This is a genomic window from Lysinibacillus capsici, from assembly GCF_003367505.1.
Classification (GTDB): domain Bacteria; phylum Bacillota; class Bacilli; order Bacillales_A; family Planococcaceae; genus Lysinibacillus; species Lysinibacillus capsici.
The window spans coordinates 20,899-39,042 of the sequence record NZ_PXXX01000001.1; the positions used below are offsets into that span (position 1 = coordinate 20,899).

Genomic DNA, 18,144 nt, shown 5'->3' on the forward strand with positions numbered 1-18,144 from the left:
ATGAGTTAGGTGGAATGTATGATGAAAAAAGTTGCTGTAATTCAAGATATGTCGTCCTTTGGAAAGTGCTCATTGACGGCTGCGATGCCTGTACTCTCTGTGATGGGTGTGCAAGCAGTCCCACTACCAACAGCTATTTTAACGGCACAAACAGGATATTCAAGCTTTTATTGTGAAGATTTAACGTCAAAGATGGACTCTTTTATAGACGAGTGGAGTAAGCTTGGAGCTACCTTTGATGGTATTCACACAGGCTTTGTTACAGGTAAGGAGCAAATTGATAATATATTTCGCTTTTTAGATGTGTTTCACTCAAATAAGACGACGTTGCTTGTCGATCCAGTAATGGGCGATCATGGTGAGGTCTATAAAATGTTTACTGGTGACTTGCTAGATCGTATGAAAGCATTAGTAAAGTGTGCTGATATTATTACGCCAAATGTTACGGAATGCTGCTTGCTTACAGGTTTATCCTATGAAAGGCTACTGAGCTATCAAAATGATACTGATTATATTCATGCCCTTAAAGAGGCAGGTCAGCAGTTACAGCAAGCAACTGGAGCAAATGTCATTATTACGGGTTTGAATCCACCAGTAGGTGATACGGACAAGCGTTATGTTGGGAATATGTTTGTCGATTCTGAGCGGTCTTTTCATAATATCCGCAACTATAATGGTGAGAGCTATTCAGGCACAGGCGACCTCTTCGCATCCATCATAATGGGTGGCATGATGCGCGGACAAGATTTAATGGAGTCAATGACACTAGCAGAAACATTTTTAGCTGCTGCAATTGAAGCTACTTCGAAGGAGCAAGTACCTCGTGAGGCAGGCGTGCATTTTGAAAAGTTTTTACGTATGCTGCTTTAGAAACTATAGAGTGACCTAAAATGTTAGCATCATTTTAGGTCACTTTTCTTTTAACAGCAATCTCATAGTGATGTCTCTCATGAATAGACAGCAACTGAATAGCTTGAATGAGATTAGGATAATGCGCAATGGGATCAGGAAAAACAATGTGCCCTGCAACATCCTCGTCTATATTTTGTACTACTTTTGCAAAGCAAGTGTCTCGTTGATAAGTAATTGGTCGATATCATAACTGTTTAATACAAAGCGTATTTTCTTAGGTGGAACTAAAATACCTGGTGCTCGCATTCCTTGTCCTTTTTTGAATTGATATTCTTCATAAATATCATGTATTTCAGTAGAGAATGGCTTGTTTCTTCGCATTTTAGCGATAGGCGTAAGGAATAAAGAATATTTGGTTGCTGTGTGGAGCATTTTGAGAATCAAATAAAGGTGATAAAAGTGTTCACCAATGGACCATTTTCCCTCGCTTGTTATCGCCATAGTTCAGCCATAGTTCTTCCTGTGAAAGTGAATGAATAGCTGGTAGGTAGTGTGCTCGTTGTGCCTGTAATGTAAAAAAGTGTTTTGACATATTAGTAGATTCCATAGATTTTCAACTCCCTTATTTCCATTTTAAGGATTACTGTTGGAAAAGTGCATCAAATGCCAATCGTTATGGCCGATAAATAGGAAAAGTATGATAGGAGGAAAAGGCATGGAAATTAGACAATTAACAGCTGCAGATGCTGAGGTATATAGAGATTTAAGATTAGAGGGATTGCAAACAAATCCAGAAGCTTTTGGCGCTAGCTTCGAGGAAGAAAAGAATTTGTCAATTGGGTCGTTTGCAAGTAGGCTCGAAGGACAGGGAACATTTACGTTTGGGGCATTTGACCAGGAGGATTTACTCGGTGTGGCGACATTGGTGCAAGCAAATAAAATGAAGCTAAAGCATAAAGCGAGTATTTTTGCCGTTTATGTTTCTACAAAAAAGCGGGGATTGGGCATAGGAAAACAACTAATGGTAGAGATCATCAATCAAGCAAAGACACTAGTAGACGTCGAGCAAATTAATTTAACAGTTGTTTCTTCCAATGAATCAGCAAAAGGATTATACAAATCGTTAGGTTTTCACGTTTTTGGAACAGAACGAAACGCCTTAAAAATAGGGCAGCAATATTTTGATGAGGATTATATGGTGCTGTATTTCTAAAAATGCTAAAAAGCCTTTGAAGTATTCCATCTTCAAAGGCTTCAATTTATTAGGATGAGTAACAATGGAACAATGAAATTAAAGCAAGGAATAAAAGAATCCCCGTAATAAAAAGAATAAGTAAAGAGCTAACAATGCCCACTTTTTTTATAAGTAACCATAGACTTAGCAAGATAGTAAGGACCGATAATGGGAGTGCCAGCCAAAATCCAAGATTCCCCAAGTATTCAATCATAATGGGGAATGAATGGTGAAAGTAATTGTAGGGAATATCTAGCATGAGAAAAATGGTCAATATAAGCTCCATAAAATCCCCCCATCTACATATTTGTTCTTACATATATGGTATGCAGAAGCATCTTTAAGTCACACGGCAGCATCCTTTTTAAAGGATGCTGCCGTATATTTTTTTATAGGCTTATTAATTTTCCTTTTTATCTAACAATTTCAAGATGACCGCTTCCAAATTTTCTATTTTCTTCTCAAAACGCATAAAGAGATAGATGGTAATGGCAATAGGGAAACCTGAATTACCTATTAGGTGAACCCACATTTGTATAGTTTCAATTGGTATCATAACATCTTCCTCCCTCATTATTGTGATGCTTACAGTTATGAAAAGTGAACGTACGATTAATAAAATCAATATGAATGAATAAATTAGGGAACATTTGTTCTGTTTTTGGTTTATAATAGATATATGATATTCACTTTAATGAACAAGAAGGCGAATATATAGGAGTGATGCGAATGTGTAATGAGTACAAAATAATAGAAGAGTTTTTTTACAGAAATAGAGAACAGGTTAAAAACCCAATTATCAGGAGTTTTTTGGCAGATGCACAAAATCTTTATTTGGTACAACATGCAATCTTATATCCCAATGATTGTAATTTGAAAATGGTTGATGAAACATTTCAAGCTCATTATCAAAGGGTACAGAAAATAAAATATATCAGCAATTTAATTTATTTCTTTAGCTTGGATTTCGATAAAAAAAAGAGAAGATTGCAAAATCGCTTTTTATTAGTCGCAGATAGTGGTCTAATGGACGACGGTAAAAGAGACGAAGAGAGCGAAGAAGAAGGATTATTAGAAAAAATTGAAAATGAACAGCTCTTTAAAGGCTTGCAAAAATTAACAGACAAGCAACTGCAAATTTTAGAAATGATTTATGTCAAAGACTATTCTATAAAAGTAATCGCTGAAACATTAAAAACAACACCACAGAATATATCCAACCTGCATCGAAAGGCTTTAAAGAAGCTTCATCATATTATTAGAAAGGAGGAGATTTAGTCAATGCAGAACAATATGAATGAGGAGATGCTAATAATTATTGAAAATTTTACGCCAAAAATTAAGCAGTGTCTTCATCAAACAAGTTACCAGGATAGAGAAGACTTAGAGCAGGAGATTAAGCTGAAAATTATTGAAAAGCTGACAACGAAGGAATTTGAAAACACACCTAGTTTTTGGAATTTTTTTGTATGATAAAAAAAGAGCAATGCCCTTTTAAGAAGGACAATTGCTCTTTTTAATCATTAACCCTTTAAGAAATCTGGTTTCGCAAAGCTTGGATTTGGATATGCGTAGAAGCCTTCACCTGTTGCGCGGCCCAATTTGCCTTTTTCGATGTACTCTGTTTTTAAGAGGTTAGCTAATTTTTTCATGTTTTCATCACCAGTGGCAGTTGCTTTCGCTTCCACAATGTTATAGGCAGTGTTAATGCCAACGATGTCTAGAATAGCAAATGGTCCTAGTGGAGCGCCTGTACCAATCATCCATGTTTTATCAATTGTTTCTGGATCGGCCACTTCTTTTACAAGTAAAGATTCAGCTGCATCTAAAAACGGAACTAGTAATGAGTTTAAAATATAGCCAGGTTGCTCTTTATGCAATGGTAGTGGTACCATGCCAATGGCGCGTGCAAATTCAATCACTTCATCAAATACTTTCATATCTGTACCAGGGTGTTTCATAATTTCCGCAGTATTGTTTTTCCAAATTGTATTAGCAAAGTGAAGAGCTAAAAATTTATCAGGACGGCCAGTTGCTTCAGCAAATTGGCTTGGTAGTAAAGTAGACGAGTTTGTTGCAAAAATTGTTTTTGCTGGTGCTACTTTTCCAAGATTCGTGTAAAATTCTGTTTTGATGCTCACAACTTCAGGGATTGCTTCTATAACAAGGTCAGCATTGGCAACGGCTTGCGCCAAGTCACTATTAAAAGTAAGACGTGCATAGGCTGCATCCACTTCTTCTTGTGTAGCACCTAAATCTTGTTGATAAAATGGTTTTAATTTTGTAATACGATCCTGTGCATTTTTTAACGCCTCATCGTTAATGTCATACACTGTTACATTAAAGCCTTTGAAAGCAGATTGATAAGCAATTTGGCTTCCTAATACACCACTACCTGCAACCGTAATGTTTTGATAATTCATCGAAATTCCTCCTTTGAAATTGTTACATCAATATAATAGTGTGGATATGTAGATCAATCCTTCGTTACAATTCCATACTACTTCTACCTACGAATAAAAATCAAATGAAAGCCTCTAACATTATATAAATATAAAGTATATTGAAAGAAGTTTCTTTCCAAGTATGTACCCGCTGTTAAAGAAATATAACAAAGAACAGCCTTTAAGCTGCCCTCATTTGAGAGATATATCTAATTACATATGTAATTGTGGTAGATAGCATTGAGAAATTTGTCCTTCTGTTAAACTAGTTTCAAACTCAAAAGTAAAATAGGAAAATTATAATGTGTTAAAAATGTGTCTTTTATATATTTATTGTTTAATTCCCATATTTTTATAGATTTATAAACTGTTGTTTTAGTACACTGAATCTATGAATTGAAGGGGGAAAAACAGTGAAGAAAATAATGTTAGCTGGTGCACTGAGTATTGCATGTTTTACAGGGGTTGGTGGACAGGCGTATGCACAGGATGTAGTAAATATGGCAAATATAATCCATCCAAAGCAGAATGTTGCAGCCACTAGTCAGTTACAAGCCATGCCCTATCAAGATATTTATAAAATGCTTTTGTTATCTAAAATAGGCTTTGAAAATAATGAAGTGTCGATTGTTACAACAAAAAATAGTATTACAGTAAAAATTTCATTAGAGGCGATTCTTCAATCGTACAAAGATGGTACAAACCTCTATCCAGAGGGAGAAAAAGAGTTTAAGGAAAACTATGAAGAACTGAAGAAGTTATTTGGGCCTGCGATTCAAATAAAAATTACACAAACTAGTAATGGCTATAAGAGTGAGGTATATACAGCTGGCAAATGGGAAGCAGTTAGTGCAGAGGATTTAAATGATATGGTACAGGTATTTGCTCGTGCCGACGTTGAGTTAAAAGCAGGTGGATATTTCAAGGATGCTATTGGTCATTGGGCTGAAAGCTATATTCAGTTACTATATCAAACAAATATCATTAATGGGACAACGGCTACTATGTTTAATCCAAATGGACAAGTGACGCGTGGAGAACTGGCGGCTATTATTTTCCGTGCATCTGGCTTAAATGTGAATGAAGATTATGAGGGTCCTGCTTCTTATACTGATCTTAGTGGTTTCTGGGGTGCTAAGGAGGTAGCGATTCTTGAGGAGTATGGCTTAATCGATATTTTCAATGGTGAAAAATTTGAGCCGAAAAAGCCCGTTACACGAGAGGAAATGGCCTATATTACTGCTAGGTATTTAGAAGGTATGGAAGTGAATGTTGCGCAAGTGAGCAAAAACAATTCATTCACAGATAAAAATCAAATGCGTCAAGAAACAGTAGAGGCTATCGGTCTATTGCAACATCTAGGTATTTTAAATGGTACGAATGGTAAGTTTAACCCAAAAGGTAATCTTACTCGGGCAGAGGTTTCTAAAATTTTAACGCTTACTTTAATGCTAGTTAGTGAAGAAGAATAAAAGAGGAAAGGGATGTCTCATGCGCGGAGACATCCCTTTGTTATTCAACAAGTATATGGAAAATATAGCTTAGGAAATAACCTAGAAAGAGATACATAAAAACTGCTTTAAATGAGACTTTCTGTAGCTGATGCAAAATGAATTCAGAAATACTAGCTGTAGCAATCAATCCTATCGAAATGCCCATTAAGATCCCTTGTGCTTTGTCTGGTAAAGCCCAATACTGACCAAACCAGATGAAAATACTAAAGAAAATAGAGAAGATGAAGAAATAAATGAAAAGTCTCCAAAGCCTTTCACCTTGAGAGATGAGTGCAGTAGATAATGCAAATCCCTCTGGAACATGGTGGAGAATAATGGAGGCTGTGAGAGAAATACTTAATGCAGCATTTCCAAGTAAATTTCCAACAGTGAGACTAATAGGTATTGTATGGATAATCATAGCTAGTGTTAATAGAGAGACAGAGGGATTCTGTGCATGAGAAGCATGAAATAAGGTATCTAGTAGTTGGAAGATGAAATAACCAATAAAAATACCTAATATAATCCCAAATGATTGATAGATTTGAAAGGAAGAAGGGATGATATCTAGCACAAGTAAGCCTACTAAAAAACCTCCGCACAATAATGATAACCCCTGTGTCGTATGCTGAAATAGCTTAGAGAAAATCCAGGCAATCGCGCCCCCAATGCTCACACTGAAAAATAGAAAACCGCCAAGTATCATTGCACTCACCTGTAAAATTCCTCCGCCCTATCATCAACTTAATGCCTTTTTCAAACTATATGCTAAGTAGAAATGAATATGCTTGACATTGAATTGCCTGCATAAAAACGATAATGACAAAGATGTGCATACTGCAGGTTAGCGAAGGAAAGAATAGAGTCGAAAATATATGCTTGTTGTGATGATACTATGCAAAGGGAGTGTTGTCGTGAAGGCTGTAACCTATCATGGAAATAAAGATATTAGATGGTCCAACTGTTAAAAGAAGGACGATATTATTGTGAAAATCACTTCTACTGCTATTCGTGGAACTGATTTGCATATTTACCAAGGCGCTATTCTTTCACATAAGAATTATGTAATAGGTAAGAGCATGTGACAAAAGTGAAAAAGGGTGACTGTGTCCTCTTGCCTTTTAATGTATCGTACCATTACATATCAATTGCCATTAGAAGAAGCAAGTAGCCTATGAAATAATTTGTGGACGGGAAGATAACTATATAAAGTTGATTCTAAAACCTGAAATCGAGTGAGTATGCTCCTTTTTTGTGGAAATATAGGGAATGGTTTAAATTGACTGAATATTGGTTTAATTCTATACTTTTTAATAGAAAGGACAGATTCATCGATTTAGCTCATATAGGGAGGAATGGTTGAATGAAATGGGATGCTAGTTATGATGTAGTAGTAGTAGGCTCTGGTGCAGCGGGATTGACAGCAGGTTTAACAGCAAAGTTACAAGGAATGAAATCATTAGTGATCGAAAAAACAGATCGCTATGGTGGTGCTTCTGCTATTTCAGGCGGTGCTTTATGGATTCCTAATAATCATATCATTAAAGGTGCAGGTGTCCCAGATACACATGAACTTGCACGCCAATATCTAGATTCAACAATCGGTGATCGTGTGCCAGAAGAGCTAAAGGAAACTTATATTACGAGAGGGCCTGAAATGTTACGCTTTTTATACAATAAAACAAAGCATATGCGCTTCCAATATGCAAAAGGCTACTCGGATTATTATCCAGAAAAACCAGGTGGGTTGTCACAGGGACGCTCCATTGAACCACTTATTTTCGATTTAACAAAAATGGGCTCTTTAGCAAATTCTATGCGTCGTGCAACTCTATCAACAAAAGGCTTCACGATGAATAGCTACGAGTTTCATAAAGTGAATATGATTACCCGGACGCTAAAAGGTAAAACTACTGCACTGAAATTAGGGGCGCGTTTAGTCAAGTCAAAGGTAACTAAGAGCGATCCAGTAGCCTTAGGAGAAGCTTTAATTGCACGTTTACGCCTCTCCCTTGCAGAAGCAAATGGTGAGCTTTGGCTATCAACGGCCTTTAAAGATTTCATTATGGGCAAAGGAAGAGTAATAGGAATTATTGTGGAAAGAGATGGACAAGAGCTTAAAATTGAGGCAAAGAAAGGTGTTGTTCTGTCATCAGGTGGCTTCTCACATAATCAGACACTTCGTGAAAAGTATTTACCAAGTCCTACGAATGCTGCATGGACTTCTTCTCCAGAAGGTCAAACAGGTGACATCCTTGAACCTGGCGTAAAAATTGGTGCAACGTTGGATTTAATGGATAAAGTATGGGGAGCCCCTTCTGTTATTGATCCACAAGGACATCCATTCTTCCTTGTGGCAGATCGTGGCGTGCCCAATATGATTGTAGTGGATAGTGCAGGGCAACGTTTTGTCAATGAAGCGGCTCCATATCATGAATTCGTGGATACGATGTATAAGCATCAAGAGGTCACACAGCAGGCAGTTCCTTCCTGGATATTAATTGATGCTTCAGCTAAAAGCCGTTATATTTTTACAGGATTGTTCCCAGGACAGGCATTCCCGAAAAGTTGGTTTGAGCATGGAGTTGCAAAAAGTGCGGAAACGATTGAAGAGCTTGCCAAACAAATGGAAGTGCCAGCGGAGAACCTAGTAGCAACGGTGAATCGTTTTAATGACTTTGCGCGGAACGGACATGATGATGATTTTTATCGAGGAGATAGTGCCTACGATAATTACTATGGGGACCCGACACTACCAAATCCAAATTTAGCAGAAATCAAGAAAGCACCATTCTATGCATTGCGTCTATATCCTGGAGACATCGGCACAAAAGGTGGCCTCGTAGTAGACGAATATGCTCGTGTAATAAAGGAGAATGGCGAACCCATTGAGGGGTTGTATGCTTCTGGCAATTGTTCAGCGTCTATCATGGGGGAAACGTATCCTGGCCCAGGCGCAACCATTGGGCCTGGTATGACACTAAGCTTTGTGGCGACAGCACATATGGCCAATGCAGTGACAAAAGATGAGGTATCACTTGTAAACGTGTAAATGAAACGAAGCCCTTCCTTTCTAATAAGGAGGGATTTTTACGTTGGTGTAATGTTCTAATACTTTCTTGCTAGGAATATAGTGGCTACTAAATGTATGGCGATAATCATGTGAAAAGGAGCGATTTAGTTCATTGCTAGCTTATAAACTCATAACGACTATCGAAGAGTTAGAGCCCTATCGGAGCATTTGGTCAGAGATTCTTGAAAAAGAGTATAATAATAACCCTTTTATTGAGTATGAATGGATTTCAACTTGGTGGACAACGCTCGGGATTCATGACAATGTCAAAATTTACATAGTGGAGCATCAAGGTATAGCAGTGGCCTTTTTTCCGTTAGTGCATTCTGTACGATTTGGTACAATCCATTATTTCAGCTTTTTAGGACAAGGTTTTGCGACCTATATGGAAGTGATTGCTGATAAGGAGTGGTTAGAACCTTCGATTACGTTTCTTTTGAAGGAGTTTTCACGAAAATATAAGCGTTATTTAATCGTGTTACATGGATTATTAGAAAGTAAAAATACCTCTCAAGTATTAGAAAAATATGCGATTGAATATCAGATGCCTCATTCGATTTTTCGAACTGTCACATCTTATATTGATTTCCAAACCATTCCTATGGAAACATTTCTAAAGATGCATCGTAAGAAATTCAAAAGCCTTAAACGGCGTGAAAACAAATTAAAGTCTCTTGGTCATGTCGCCTTTCAGGAAGTGGATCACAATCATCTACAAGACATGTTTACGTTATTCAAGAGAAGATGGCAAAAGAAAATTGATAAAAGTGGCTTTACTGAAAAGCAAACTCGTCTATTTTATGAGCAGCTAGCTAAAACCAACAGTAAGGAGCTTCGCGTAGAAGTCGATAGCTTACAATTTGAAGGGCAGTGGATTGCTTTTACAATTGACCTATGCTGTAGAGAGCGCAATTTTTGTCAGGCAATGGGCCATGAGCCAGATTTTAATCTATTTGGTCCAGGTCGCCTCATTGAAAAAGAAAATATGCTAAAAGCACATCAAGCTGGCTATCGTTATTATGACTTAGGAAGTGGCTATGAGCCATATAAGTTTGAATGGTATACACATATTGATTTTACTAGGAAATTTGTGATGAGTACAAAAGGAGTTAAAGAGCGTAGTATTCGATTATGGATGGTCATACGTGATCGCCTAAAAGGGCTATTAACGAATAATCATCAGCTAGTAAAATTGAAGCGAGACCGATTAGGAGAACTGCGTTATTTTCTGAAGCATGCAAGCACGAAAGATTGGCTAAGAGCTTTTACAAAAATGTTCCAACGAATGCTAGCCATTCATATTTTAGATGTTTATATTGCAAAGCAACAACAGAGTAAAGGAAATGTGAGATTTCAAGAATTATCAATGAAAGACATCATGACAACGAAGGATCGAGCGAAAAATGTTACAGATTTCTATAAGGGCTATCGACTCTTTGCAGATAGCGATCATGTCATCTATAAGCGACACGATCAAACGGTAGCCGAAGAAACGGTTAACTATTCCTATGAGCTGTCAGACAATATGTCGTTTATAAAAGAATATGATAGCTTGCGACTAAAGGAGATCGTTGCAGATGTGCAGCGGGAAGGGAGAGCAGTCTGTACAATAGTCCCTTGGTATAAGAGAACCAGACGAAGAAAGCTCATGCAGGCAGGCTTCCATAAAGTAGCTAAAATTAATATAATAAAGATTTTCAAGTGGCAAAAAATATACGATATCTAAATAACAACACCCTCAGCATATTTGCTGAGGGTGTTTGATTAAAAATGAATACCAGGTTTATCAATTAGCTTACAGCCTGTACCATACTTGGCTTTTAAGGCACCTTTGAAAAGAGTGTGCTCCAGCTCTGGGAATGTCTGTTTCCAAAGTTCAAAGACATTATGGCTAGATGCTTTGCCGTCCTTTGTTAAGCGCGCAATATGGAAGCCATATTCATCATTACAGCGAGCCAATGGGCGGTTTTCTCTTACTGTAATAATTCGACCACTTGCCGTCATTTCATATAAGCCTTCATAGCCAGCAATCGCACGGCTTTCTTCTTGTCCTTCAACTAAAGGCTTTTCTTCATGTGGTGCTACTTTTTCCTCTGTCGTTGCTTCTTGTTCAGAAGATTGAGTTTCTTTATCGCTGTTTCCTGCTGGTAGTTGTTCAACAATCACAAAATCTTTTTTTGAAGCTTTATCGCTCATTGTCGCCATCACGTTCATGATAGAGCCTACATAGCGTAATGGTTTTTCTCTTCCTTCTTCGAAAACAAAAATATTATACTCGGTTTTATTAATCTTTTTCATAATAATATTACCCGTTGTAATAGTAAAACCGATGAATTTGTTCTTTTTAAGTGCTTGTATTGCTTCTTGCTTTGTTAAAATCATTTTGAAAATCTCCTAAAGAATTATTTATTCTATTCTACCATAAAAATTATCACATTGTTTTTCGTAAAATAATGGATGATTTTGTACAATGCAGGGAAATATCCCTATTTTCTCAAAATTAATAATGGTACTATTAAGAATGTTTGGGGAATAGAACTCCTTTATAAAGGAGCTTTCATAATAGAGATACAATTTTAGTAGGGAGTGTTGATAGGTTGATCAATGTGCTTGGGGGCATAGGTTTATTTTTACTTGGAATGACGATGCTAACAAACGGTTTAAAGGAATTGGCAGGAGATGCCTTGAAAAAATGGCTCAATCGTTTTACAGGTGGGACCATTAGCTCGGTACTATCTGGTACATTTATGACAATGCTTGTACAATCCTCCACGGCCACGACCTTGATTACGATAGGTTTTGTCAGTGCTGGACTTCTTACATTTGTCCAATCGATTGGCGTTATTATTGGCGCCAATATCGGGAGTACGAGTACTGGTTGGATTATTTCATTAATCGGCTTTAAGATCAATATGCAGACAATGTCACTACCTTTTATTGCGCTTGGTGTATTTGTCCAATTGCTCGCACCACGTGATTACAAAGCAATTGGAGGGCTAGTGACTGGTTTTGGCTTATTATTTTTAGGTATTGATGTTCTTCAGGGAGGAATGGCTGCGGTACAAGATAAAATTCCATTCGATGCATTTAGTGCAAATTCTATTAGTGGCAAGCTAATTTTAATTGTTTTGGGTCTTATCATGACGGTTATTATGCAGGCTTCTAGTGCTGCAATAGCAGCCACTTTAACAGCTTTATATGCAGGTGCTATTGATTTTGAACAGGCTGCTTATTTAGTCATTGGTCAAAATATCGGGACGACAGCTACAGCGTTATTTGCTGCGATTGGTGCATCAACAGCTGCAAAACGAACAGCTGTGACACATGTAATGTTCAATGTAGTCACTGCTATACTAGTGACATTCGGTGCAAGGTTTATGTTTGCTCTTACAGAGTTTGTCACGAAATCCATCAATGGTAGCTTTGCTGAAACACTCGGCATTGCTGTTTTCCATACATTATTTAGTGTGATTGGCGCGATACTCTTTGTGCCATTTGTTCGTCCTTTTGCAAAGGCCATTGAAAAAATGATACCTGAAAAAGGAAATTATTTAACTCGTAATTTAGATAGTAGTGTTGCCAAACTACCTGGAGTTGCTGTAGAGGTATCCTTTAATACATTGCAAGATATTACTAAGGAAATGACGACAGTACTCGTTTCCCTTATTCAAGGAAAAAAACGCACAGCTGAAACAGACAGTAGATTGGCTCAAATAGATGAGGCAATCGAAAAAACACGTTTATTTATGGATGCTATTCAATCTTCCTCTCAAAAAGAACGGTATAAGCATATTGCCCTTTTACATGCTTTAGACCACTTATATCGTTTGTCAAAGGCATTACGTGAGCAACATCCAAATGCCTTTCAATTACAGGAGACATTAACCCAAAAGTGGTTAGAGGTATTGGAAAAAGTACTACTAATCATTGATGAGGATGAACGTCTACCTGAGATTGCTACCTTGCTTGAGGTTACTTCCTCTGAAATGGCTACGGTGCGTCGTGATAAACGAAACGCATACTTTGAGCACACTGTTGAAAATGTGGTAGAGTTAGAGACAGCTGTATCGAAAGTGGAGACTTTGCTGTGGATTGATCGACTTGTCTATCACTATTGGCGTACGACCGCTCGTCTTGCAGAGTACCAAACCGTGACTAAGAAAGGTCGTCATATTGACACAGAAAAAAATACAGTAACAGTTGAATAAATGGAATGCTCGTCTTACGTTTGTAAGCGGGCATTTTTCTTCGCTTTACAAATAAAGGAGGATCTAGAATGGTTCAGCATAAATTTACAATGGACTTAACTTGGTCAGAAGGAAGAAACGGTACAGGAAATATCCAAGCTAGTAATTTGCAAACACAAATTTCTATTCCTCGGGAAATGAATGGACCTGGCATTGGTACAAATCCAGATGAAATGCTTTTAGGGGCAGCTGCAACCTGTTATTTAATTACACTAGCTGCTTTATTCGAAAGGTCAGAAATAGATGTACTGGAATTATCCATGCAGGCCCATGGATTTGTTAGTGTAGAAAATGGCATTTTTACGTATGAAAAAATTGTCCATAAACCGACTATTATTGTGCAAGAGCGAACAGAACATCTTGAAAAAAGACTTCTACGCTTAGCACACAAGGCTGAACAAACATGTATGATCAGTAAAGCATTAAAAGGTAATGTTGTAATTGAATGTGATGTTCAAATTTTTGAAGCAAGCATATAATAAGACAGCAAGAGTTATTCAGCAAGTAACGCTGATATAACTCTTTTTTTCATAAAATAAGCACTTTTTCTAAAATAGTTCTAGAAATGTTCAAAATGAATATATAGAGTTAAGTGCTAAAAAAATGCAAAGGATGATGTATTGCACGTTCAGACAGCTCAGAATCTCACATTCTATGGTCAGTACGGCAAAAGAATATTCGATATTATTGGGGCATTATTTTTGCTTTTTATAACAATTCCTCTAATGCTAGCTATATTCCTCATTTTACTCATAACGACAGGTCGCCCCATTTTTTTTAAACAAATCCGAACTGGCCTCGATCATCACCGCTTTGTGATTTGGAAGCTACGAACAATGTGTATTCAGGCAGTTCCAGTCAATATGCCGACTATTTGTGCTGATGGTATCCCTGATGATTATTATTTTAAAACAGAGCAAGATACACGCATCACAAAAGTGGGCGCTATTCTTCGAAAACTCAGTATTGATGAAATTCCACAACTTTTAAATGTGTTAAAAGGTGATATGAGCATTGTAGGTCCACGTCCTGAAGTACCAACGATCACGAATGCATATAATTCCTTACAGGCTCGGCGTTTGGAGGTAAAGCCAGGATTAACAGGCCTCGCTCAAATTAATGGTAGGTCGAATATTTCACATGGACAAAAAATATCATATGACATTGAATACGTTGATCATTATTCCTTTTGGTTGGATGTCCAAATTTTGTTGAAGACAATTTATGTTGTCGTTGCACGCACAGGTGCTTATTAAAAAATAAGGAGTGGCCATACTGAAGATCGTTCAGCTTATTACAAGAATGGATAAAGTTGGAGGTGCGCAAAAACATGTGGAGGCACTTGCTATCCACTTAAAACAGGATGGGCATGATGTCACAGTAGTGACGGGCTCCTACCAACCATCACTGTGGCACTTACAAGAGCATAAAATCCCTGTTATCAGTATATCTGCTCTTCAACGGGCTATTCATCTAGCGAAAGATCTTCAAGCATTTTGGCAATTAAGAGCCGTTTTCAAACATCTACAACCAGATGTTATAGCCACCCACTCCTCTAAGGCTGGTGTGATTGGTCGCATAGTTGGTAGGTTGTTACAAATTCCAACTATTTTTACGGCACATAGCTGGAGCTTTACAGAAGGTGTTCCTTACAAGAAAAAGCTATTCTATCAACGGATGGAAAGATCAATTCAGCCATTTACGACAAAAATTATTACAGTGTCTGAATATGATCGGGAACTAGCACTAATGAAAAAGGTCGCTCCTGCTCATAAATTGCTGACTATTCACAACGGCATTGACCCTATCGAGAGAAATAAGACAACTGAAAAGATATGCATGGAGCAGCCAGTCATTGTCATGGTTGCTCGTTTTGAAGTGCCTAAAAGACAAGATGTCCTGTTAAAGACTTTAGCGGAACTGACAGATATCCCTTGGCACCTTCAATTAATTGGAGATGGTTCTCTGCGTCCAGCTTTAGAACATTTCGTTGAACAAAATCGATTATCAAATCGTGTAACATTTTTAGGTAATCAATTAGACGTTCATTCTTATCTTGAGAAAGGCCACCTATTTGTTCTGTTATCAGATTGGGAAGGCTTGCCGATTTCGATTATTGAAGCGATGCGTGTAGGACTTCCTATTATTGCAACAAATGTAGGTGGTGTGAAAGAGCTTATTATTGATCATGACAATGGGTTTTTAGTGGAGCGAGAGAATAATGAATTATTGAAGAAGAGGCTACATCAATTATTAATGGATGCTCCTTTAAGAGGGGAAATGGGGACGGCAAGTGAGCAGCGTTATTTACAGTACTTCACCTTCATCCCCATGTATCAAAAAACATTAATGGTTTATCAACAGGCTGTTTCAGAACTAGTGAAGAAAGGGGATTAAATTGCAATTAATTCGCATTAGAACTGATGATGAGCTTATGTGGTACAAGGAAATTTGGGATGCCATTTTAGAAGAAGAGAACAATGATAATCCATTTATAGAATTTGCTTGGTTTTATAATTGGTGGCAAATTGTAGGACGGAAAGTGCGTGTAGAGCTTTACGCCATTGAACATGAGGGGACAATTAGGGCCTTTTTTCCTTTTACAGTGTCTATTCGTTGGGGGGTAAGGGTGTATGCTTTTGCGGGAGAAAACATCGCCAATTATACAGGGGTTGTGGCTAAAAAGGAATGGTTACAGCAAGTTACAACCTTTGTGTTTGATGAGCTCATTAAAAAGCATCGGCATATTCTTTTTTCCTTGCATGGGTTATTAGAAAGCAAGGTGTCTACTAAGATCTTAGAGCAATACTTTGTAGAAAGACAATTACGTACAAGCCTGTTCCGAGTTGTGACACCCTATCTTGCTTTTTCGGAAATTGATTTTCATCGCCATTTCAATCAACGTCGAAAAATGCATGGCGTTGATCGACGAGAACGAAAACTAAGAAATTTAGGCTCCTTAGAAAGACGTGAGGCTTCACAGGACGAGCTTTGGCAAATGTTTCGGTTATTTGATCGACGATGGGCAAAAAAACTAGATACAAGTGGCTTTACAAAAGGCAAGAAAAGAGATTTTTTTGAGCGTTTAACGATGCTTAATGGTGAGGCGTTACAGGTAGAGGTCGATGCACTTGTCTTTGAAAACCAGTGGATTGCTTTTACCTATGGATTATGCTGTCGTGGCCGCTATGTAACATATGCTCTTGCACATGAGCCAACTTTTAATTTATTTGGTGCTGGTCGGATAGTCACTCAGGAAGCCATCCAGCGAACGTTTACTGCTAACTATCGCTTATATGATATGAGCATAGGCTATGAGTCTTATAAATTTGATTGGCGCTCAGACATTGATTTTACAAGACAGATGCTTGCTAGCAGCGGTACGAAACGTACAAATCTACTGGCAGGTTTTTTATCGTTAAAGCAAAGGCTCAAAGAATTTATGAAAGGGAACCAACGAGTCGTAGATTGGAAGCGTAACACACTGGGCCATTTACGATATTTAGTAAAGTATGGAAAGGTAAAAGATTGGCTAGAATATGGACAACAATTCGTAGAAAAATTTATTCGTTTGAAACAAGTGGAGCTGTATGAATTATCCCCATCAGATGACGTATCACCACAGCAACCTGTCGGAAACTTATTTGAAGAAATGTCGATTCAGGAAGCGATGCAACTTGATCAGGAAGAAGTCATGGCCCTCCTTTATAAGGGCTATACGATTTATAAAGACTCCTTTGCGGAAACGAATAAGCTGGCGTTTGCATTACATGCCACAAACTGGCGAGTGGATTCAATGCAAATTGTAGAAGCCTTACCGAAGCAAACCTATTTTTTAGCCTATGATGTTTTCAAACAAATCGACATTATTACAGCTTTTTTACGGAAAATAAAACCAGCACAAACATTGTGGGTATCGGTAAGTTTTTGGCAATGGCGCAAGCGCAAGCGCTTAGTACAACTAGGCTATAAACCTATTTCTCGAATGAAACATTATAAACTTGCTCGTTTTGAGCGACACCGTGTAGAAAAATATACAGAGAGTGGGGGCGATGTACATTCTGTCCATTAAAAGTAAGCGATGGAATATCGCAATGCAGCATTTTTATTTTCTCGAAAAGCCAGCCAATTTTCGAAAGTCTATGAAAGTTGTAGGCTATACGCATTCATTAGTACCAAGTCGGAAGCTTGTAAAAAGCGAAACGATTCACATTTATTTGCAAGAGCATGAGCTTTCATTGTATTTAGCACTGTCTGAAGGTAATCGTAAAATCTTACGACGTGCCCAAAAAGAATCCTATCAAGTCATTTTGTATAAAGAGCCATCCATAGAAAATTTGAAAGCCTTTCAGCAATTTTACAATCAATTTGCCAAAAGAAAAAAAATTGAAGCAATCGGCAAGTCGCAAATGGAAACCATTCTGCTCCTCAATGAACAGGGTGCCTTATTATTATCGGAGATCCAGAGTTTTTGTGGACAGACATTATGTTATCGATTAGATATTGTGCATGAGAAAAAAGCGATGTCTTATTTTGAGGCAACATGTCATGCAACTGCATTGCCTGCACAATTAAAACGTCCTTTCCGTTATGCAAATCGGTTTTTAATTTGGCATAACCTGCTACACCTAAAGGAGCAAGGTTTTGTCTTATATGATATGGGAGAATTAACGGACAATCGAAATGTACGAGCCTTTAAATTAAGCTTTGGTGGCCAGGTTGTTCATGTTTACTCAGGCTACATTATCCAATCAAAAATACGTGCACTTTTACTAGGTGTGCAAAAATGGAGGAAGTAGCA

General features: G+C 37.7%; 17 protein-coding genes and 2 pseudogenes. 14 read left to right on the plus strand and 5 right to left on the minus strand.

The window, feature by feature from the left end; all coding sequences use genetic code 11:
• Nucleotides 1-21 precede the first annotated feature (21 nt).
• Entirely contained in the window at nt 22-870 is an 849-nt protein-coding gene (locus tag C7B89_RS00095) for a pyridoxamine kinase (RefSeq protein WP_115672940.1), read from the plus strand.
• Nucleotides 871-904: 34 nt separating this feature from the next.
• Here C7B89_RS00095 and C7B89_RS00100 read toward each other — a convergent pair.
• Nucleotides 905-1,459: pseudogene (locus C7B89_RS00100) on the minus strand (DinB family protein).
• Nucleotides 1,460-1,567: 108 nt separating this feature from the next.
• On the opposite strand from C7B89_RS00100, the gene C7B89_RS00105 reads away from it, so the two are divergent.
• Entirely contained in the window at nt 1,568-2,065 is a 498-nt protein-coding gene (locus C7B89_RS00105; RefSeq protein ID WP_115672941.1) for a GNAT family N-acetyltransferase, read from the plus strand.
• A gap of 421 nt (nt 2,066-2,486) precedes the next feature.
• Here the strand turns inward: C7B89_RS00105 and C7B89_RS00115 are convergent, their stop codons facing one another.
• Nucleotides 2,487-2,642, minus strand: coding sequence for a YvrJ family protein (locus tag C7B89_RS00115; protein WP_115672942.1), 156 nt, complete (start codon nt 2,640-2,642; stop codon nt 2,487-2,489).
• A gap of 173 nt (nt 2,643-2,815) precedes the next feature.
• Here C7B89_RS00115 and C7B89_RS00120 point away from each other — a divergent pair, with 173 nt between their 5' ends.
• Together C7B89_RS00120 and C7B89_RS00125 are read left to right on the plus strand one after the other, a co-directional pair.
• Nucleotides 2,816-3,364 carry a sigma-70 family RNA polymerase sigma factor gene (locus tag C7B89_RS00120; RefSeq protein ID WP_009373124.1) on the plus strand — a complete coding sequence of 183 codons (549 nt, stop codon included), beginning with the start codon at nt 2,816-2,818 and terminating at the stop codon, nt 3,362-3,364.
• Nucleotides 3,365-3,367: 3 nt separating this feature from the next.
• Nucleotides 3,368-3,559 (plus strand): hypothetical protein, encoded by a 192-nt coding sequence (locus C7B89_RS00125; protein ID WP_004228187.1) that lies wholly within the window; start codon nt 3,368-3,370, stop codon nt 3,557-3,559.
• A 50-nt stretch (nt 3,560-3,609) separates the two neighbouring features.
• On the opposite strand, the gene C7B89_RS00130 is transcribed toward C7B89_RS00125, so the two are convergent.
• Nucleotides 3,610-4,509, minus strand: coding sequence for a 3-hydroxyacyl-CoA dehydrogenase (locus C7B89_RS00130; protein ID WP_115672943.1), 900 nt, complete (start codon nt 4,507-4,509; stop codon nt 3,610-3,612).
• A gap of 434 nt (nt 4,510-4,943) precedes the next feature.
• Between C7B89_RS00130 and C7B89_RS00135 the strand changes: the two genes are divergently transcribed.
• Nucleotides 4,944-6,002 carry an S-layer homology domain-containing protein gene (locus C7B89_RS00135; protein ID WP_115672944.1) on the plus strand — a complete coding sequence of 353 codons (1,059 nt, stop codon included), beginning with the start codon at nt 4,944-4,946 and terminating at the stop codon, nt 6,000-6,002.
• Nucleotides 6,003-6,042: 40 nt separating this feature from the next.
• On the opposite strand, the gene C7B89_RS00140 is transcribed toward C7B89_RS00135, so the two are convergent.
• Nucleotides 6,043-6,729 carry a ZIP family metal transporter gene (locus C7B89_RS00140; RefSeq protein ID WP_244205531.1) on the minus strand — a complete coding sequence of 229 codons (687 nt, stop codon included), beginning with the start codon at nt 6,727-6,729 and terminating at the stop codon, nt 6,043-6,045.
• 208 nt (nt 6,730-6,937) lie between these two features.
• On the opposite strand from C7B89_RS00140, the pseudogene C7B89_RS23175 reads away from it, so the two are divergent.
• The 3 genes and pseudogenes from C7B89_RS23175 to C7B89_RS00155 form a co-directional block, all read left to right on the plus strand.
• Nucleotides 6,938-7,155, plus strand: a pseudogene (locus tag C7B89_RS23175) (glutathione-dependent formaldehyde dehydrogenase); the annotation flags it as partial.
• Nucleotides 7,156-7,386: 231 nt separating this feature from the next.
• Nucleotides 7,387-9,075 (plus strand): FAD-dependent oxidoreductase, encoded by a 1,689-nt coding sequence (locus C7B89_RS00150; RefSeq protein ID WP_115672946.1) that lies wholly within the window; start codon nt 7,387-7,389, stop codon nt 9,073-9,075.
• A 133-nt stretch (nt 9,076-9,208) separates the two neighbouring features.
• Nucleotides 9,209-10,822, plus strand: coding sequence for a GNAT family N-acetyltransferase (locus tag C7B89_RS00155; RefSeq protein WP_115672947.1), 1,614 nt, complete (start codon nt 9,209-9,211; stop codon nt 10,820-10,822).
• 38 nt (nt 10,823-10,860) lie between these two features.
• Here C7B89_RS00155 and C7B89_RS00160 read toward each other — a convergent pair whose 3' ends face one another.
• On the minus strand, nt 10,861-11,478 hold the full coding sequence (locus tag C7B89_RS00160) for a 3-ketosteroid-delta-1-dehydrogenase (protein WP_115672948.1): 618 nt from the start codon (nt 11,476-11,478) through the stop codon (nt 10,861-10,863).
• 224 nt (nt 11,479-11,702) lie between these two features.
• On the opposite strand from C7B89_RS00160, the gene C7B89_RS00165 reads away from it, so the two are divergent.
• The 6 genes from C7B89_RS00165 to C7B89_RS00190 all read left to right on the plus strand — a co-directional run bounded on the left by C7B89_RS00165 (nt 11,703) and on the right by C7B89_RS00190 (nt 18,142).
• Nucleotides 11,703-13,304: a Na/Pi cotransporter family protein gene (locus C7B89_RS00165; protein ID WP_244205533.1), complete on the plus strand. Its 1,602-nt coding sequence runs from the start codon at nt 11,703-11,705 to the stop codon at nt 13,302-13,304.
• 68 nt (nt 13,305-13,372) lie between these two features.
• Nucleotides 13,373-13,822, plus strand: a complete 450-nt coding sequence (locus C7B89_RS00170) for an SACOL1771 family peroxiredoxin (protein ID WP_115672950.1) — start codon at nt 13,373-13,375, stop codon at nt 13,820-13,822.
• 141 nt (nt 13,823-13,963) lie between these two features.
• Entirely contained in the window at nt 13,964-14,599 is a 636-nt protein-coding gene (locus C7B89_RS00175; protein ID WP_048394351.1) for a sugar transferase, read from the plus strand.
• A 10-nt stretch (nt 14,600-14,609) separates the two neighbouring features.
• Nucleotides 14,610-15,740, plus strand: a complete 1,131-nt coding sequence (locus C7B89_RS00180; RefSeq protein WP_175400733.1) for a glycosyltransferase family 4 protein — start codon at nt 14,610-14,612, stop codon at nt 15,738-15,740.
• A gap of 1 nt (nt 15,741) precedes the next feature.
• Complete coding sequence (locus C7B89_RS00185; protein ID WP_115672951.1) at nt 15,742-17,415, plus strand: GNAT family N-acetyltransferase; 1,674 nt, start codon at nt 15,742-15,744, stop codon at nt 17,413-17,415.
• Nucleotides 17,396-18,142 (plus strand): hypothetical protein, encoded by a 747-nt coding sequence (locus tag C7B89_RS00190; RefSeq protein WP_231595696.1) that lies wholly within the window; start codon nt 17,396-17,398, stop codon nt 18,140-18,142. Before C7B89_RS00185 ends, C7B89_RS00190 begins: the two co-directional genes overlap by 20 nt.
• The last annotated feature ends 2 nt before the right edge of the window (nt 18,143-18,144 follow it).

Bases quoted from the DNA above. Each gene is read 5' to 3' on its own strand.
- C7B89_RS00120 (WP_009373124.1), top strand. From the start codon at position 2,816: ATGTGTAATGAGTACAAAATAATAGAAGAGTTTTTTTACAGAAATAGA.
- C7B89_RS00150 (WP_115672946.1), top strand. From the start codon at position 7,387: ATGAAATGGGATGCTAGTTATGATGTAGTAGTAGTAGGCTCTGGTGCA.
- C7B89_RS00105 (WP_115672941.1), top strand. From the start codon at position 1,568: ATGGAAATTAGACAATTAACAGCTGCAGATGCTGAGGTATATAGAGAT.
- C7B89_RS00130 (WP_115672943.1), bottom strand. From the start codon at position 4,509: ATGAATTATCAAAACATTACGGTTGCAGGTAGTGGTGTATTAGGAAGC.
- C7B89_RS00170 (WP_115672950.1), top strand. From the start codon at position 13,373: ATGGTTCAGCATAAATTTACAATGGACTTAACTTGGTCAGAAGGAAGA.
- C7B89_RS00190 (WP_231595696.1), top strand. From the start codon at position 17,396: ATGTACATTCTGTCCATTAAAAGTAAGCGATGGAATATCGCAATGCAG.
- C7B89_RS00095 (WP_115672940.1), top strand. From the start codon at position 22: ATGAAAAAAGTTGCTGTAATTCAAGATATGTCGTCCTTTGGAAAGTGC.
- C7B89_RS00140 (WP_244205531.1), bottom strand. From the start codon at position 6,729: ATGATACTTGGCGGTTTTCTATTTTTCAGTGTGAGCATTGGGGGCGCG.
- C7B89_RS00160 (WP_115672948.1), bottom strand. From the start codon at position 11,478: ATGATTTTAACAAAGCAAGAAGCAATACAAGCACTTAAAAAGAACAAA.
- C7B89_RS00115 (WP_115672942.1), bottom strand. From the start codon at position 2,642: ATGATACCAATTGAAACTATACAAATGTGGGTTCACCTAATAGGTAAT.
- C7B89_RS00125 (WP_004228187.1), top strand. From the start codon at position 3,368: ATGCAGAACAATATGAATGAGGAGATGCTAATAATTATTGAAAATTTT.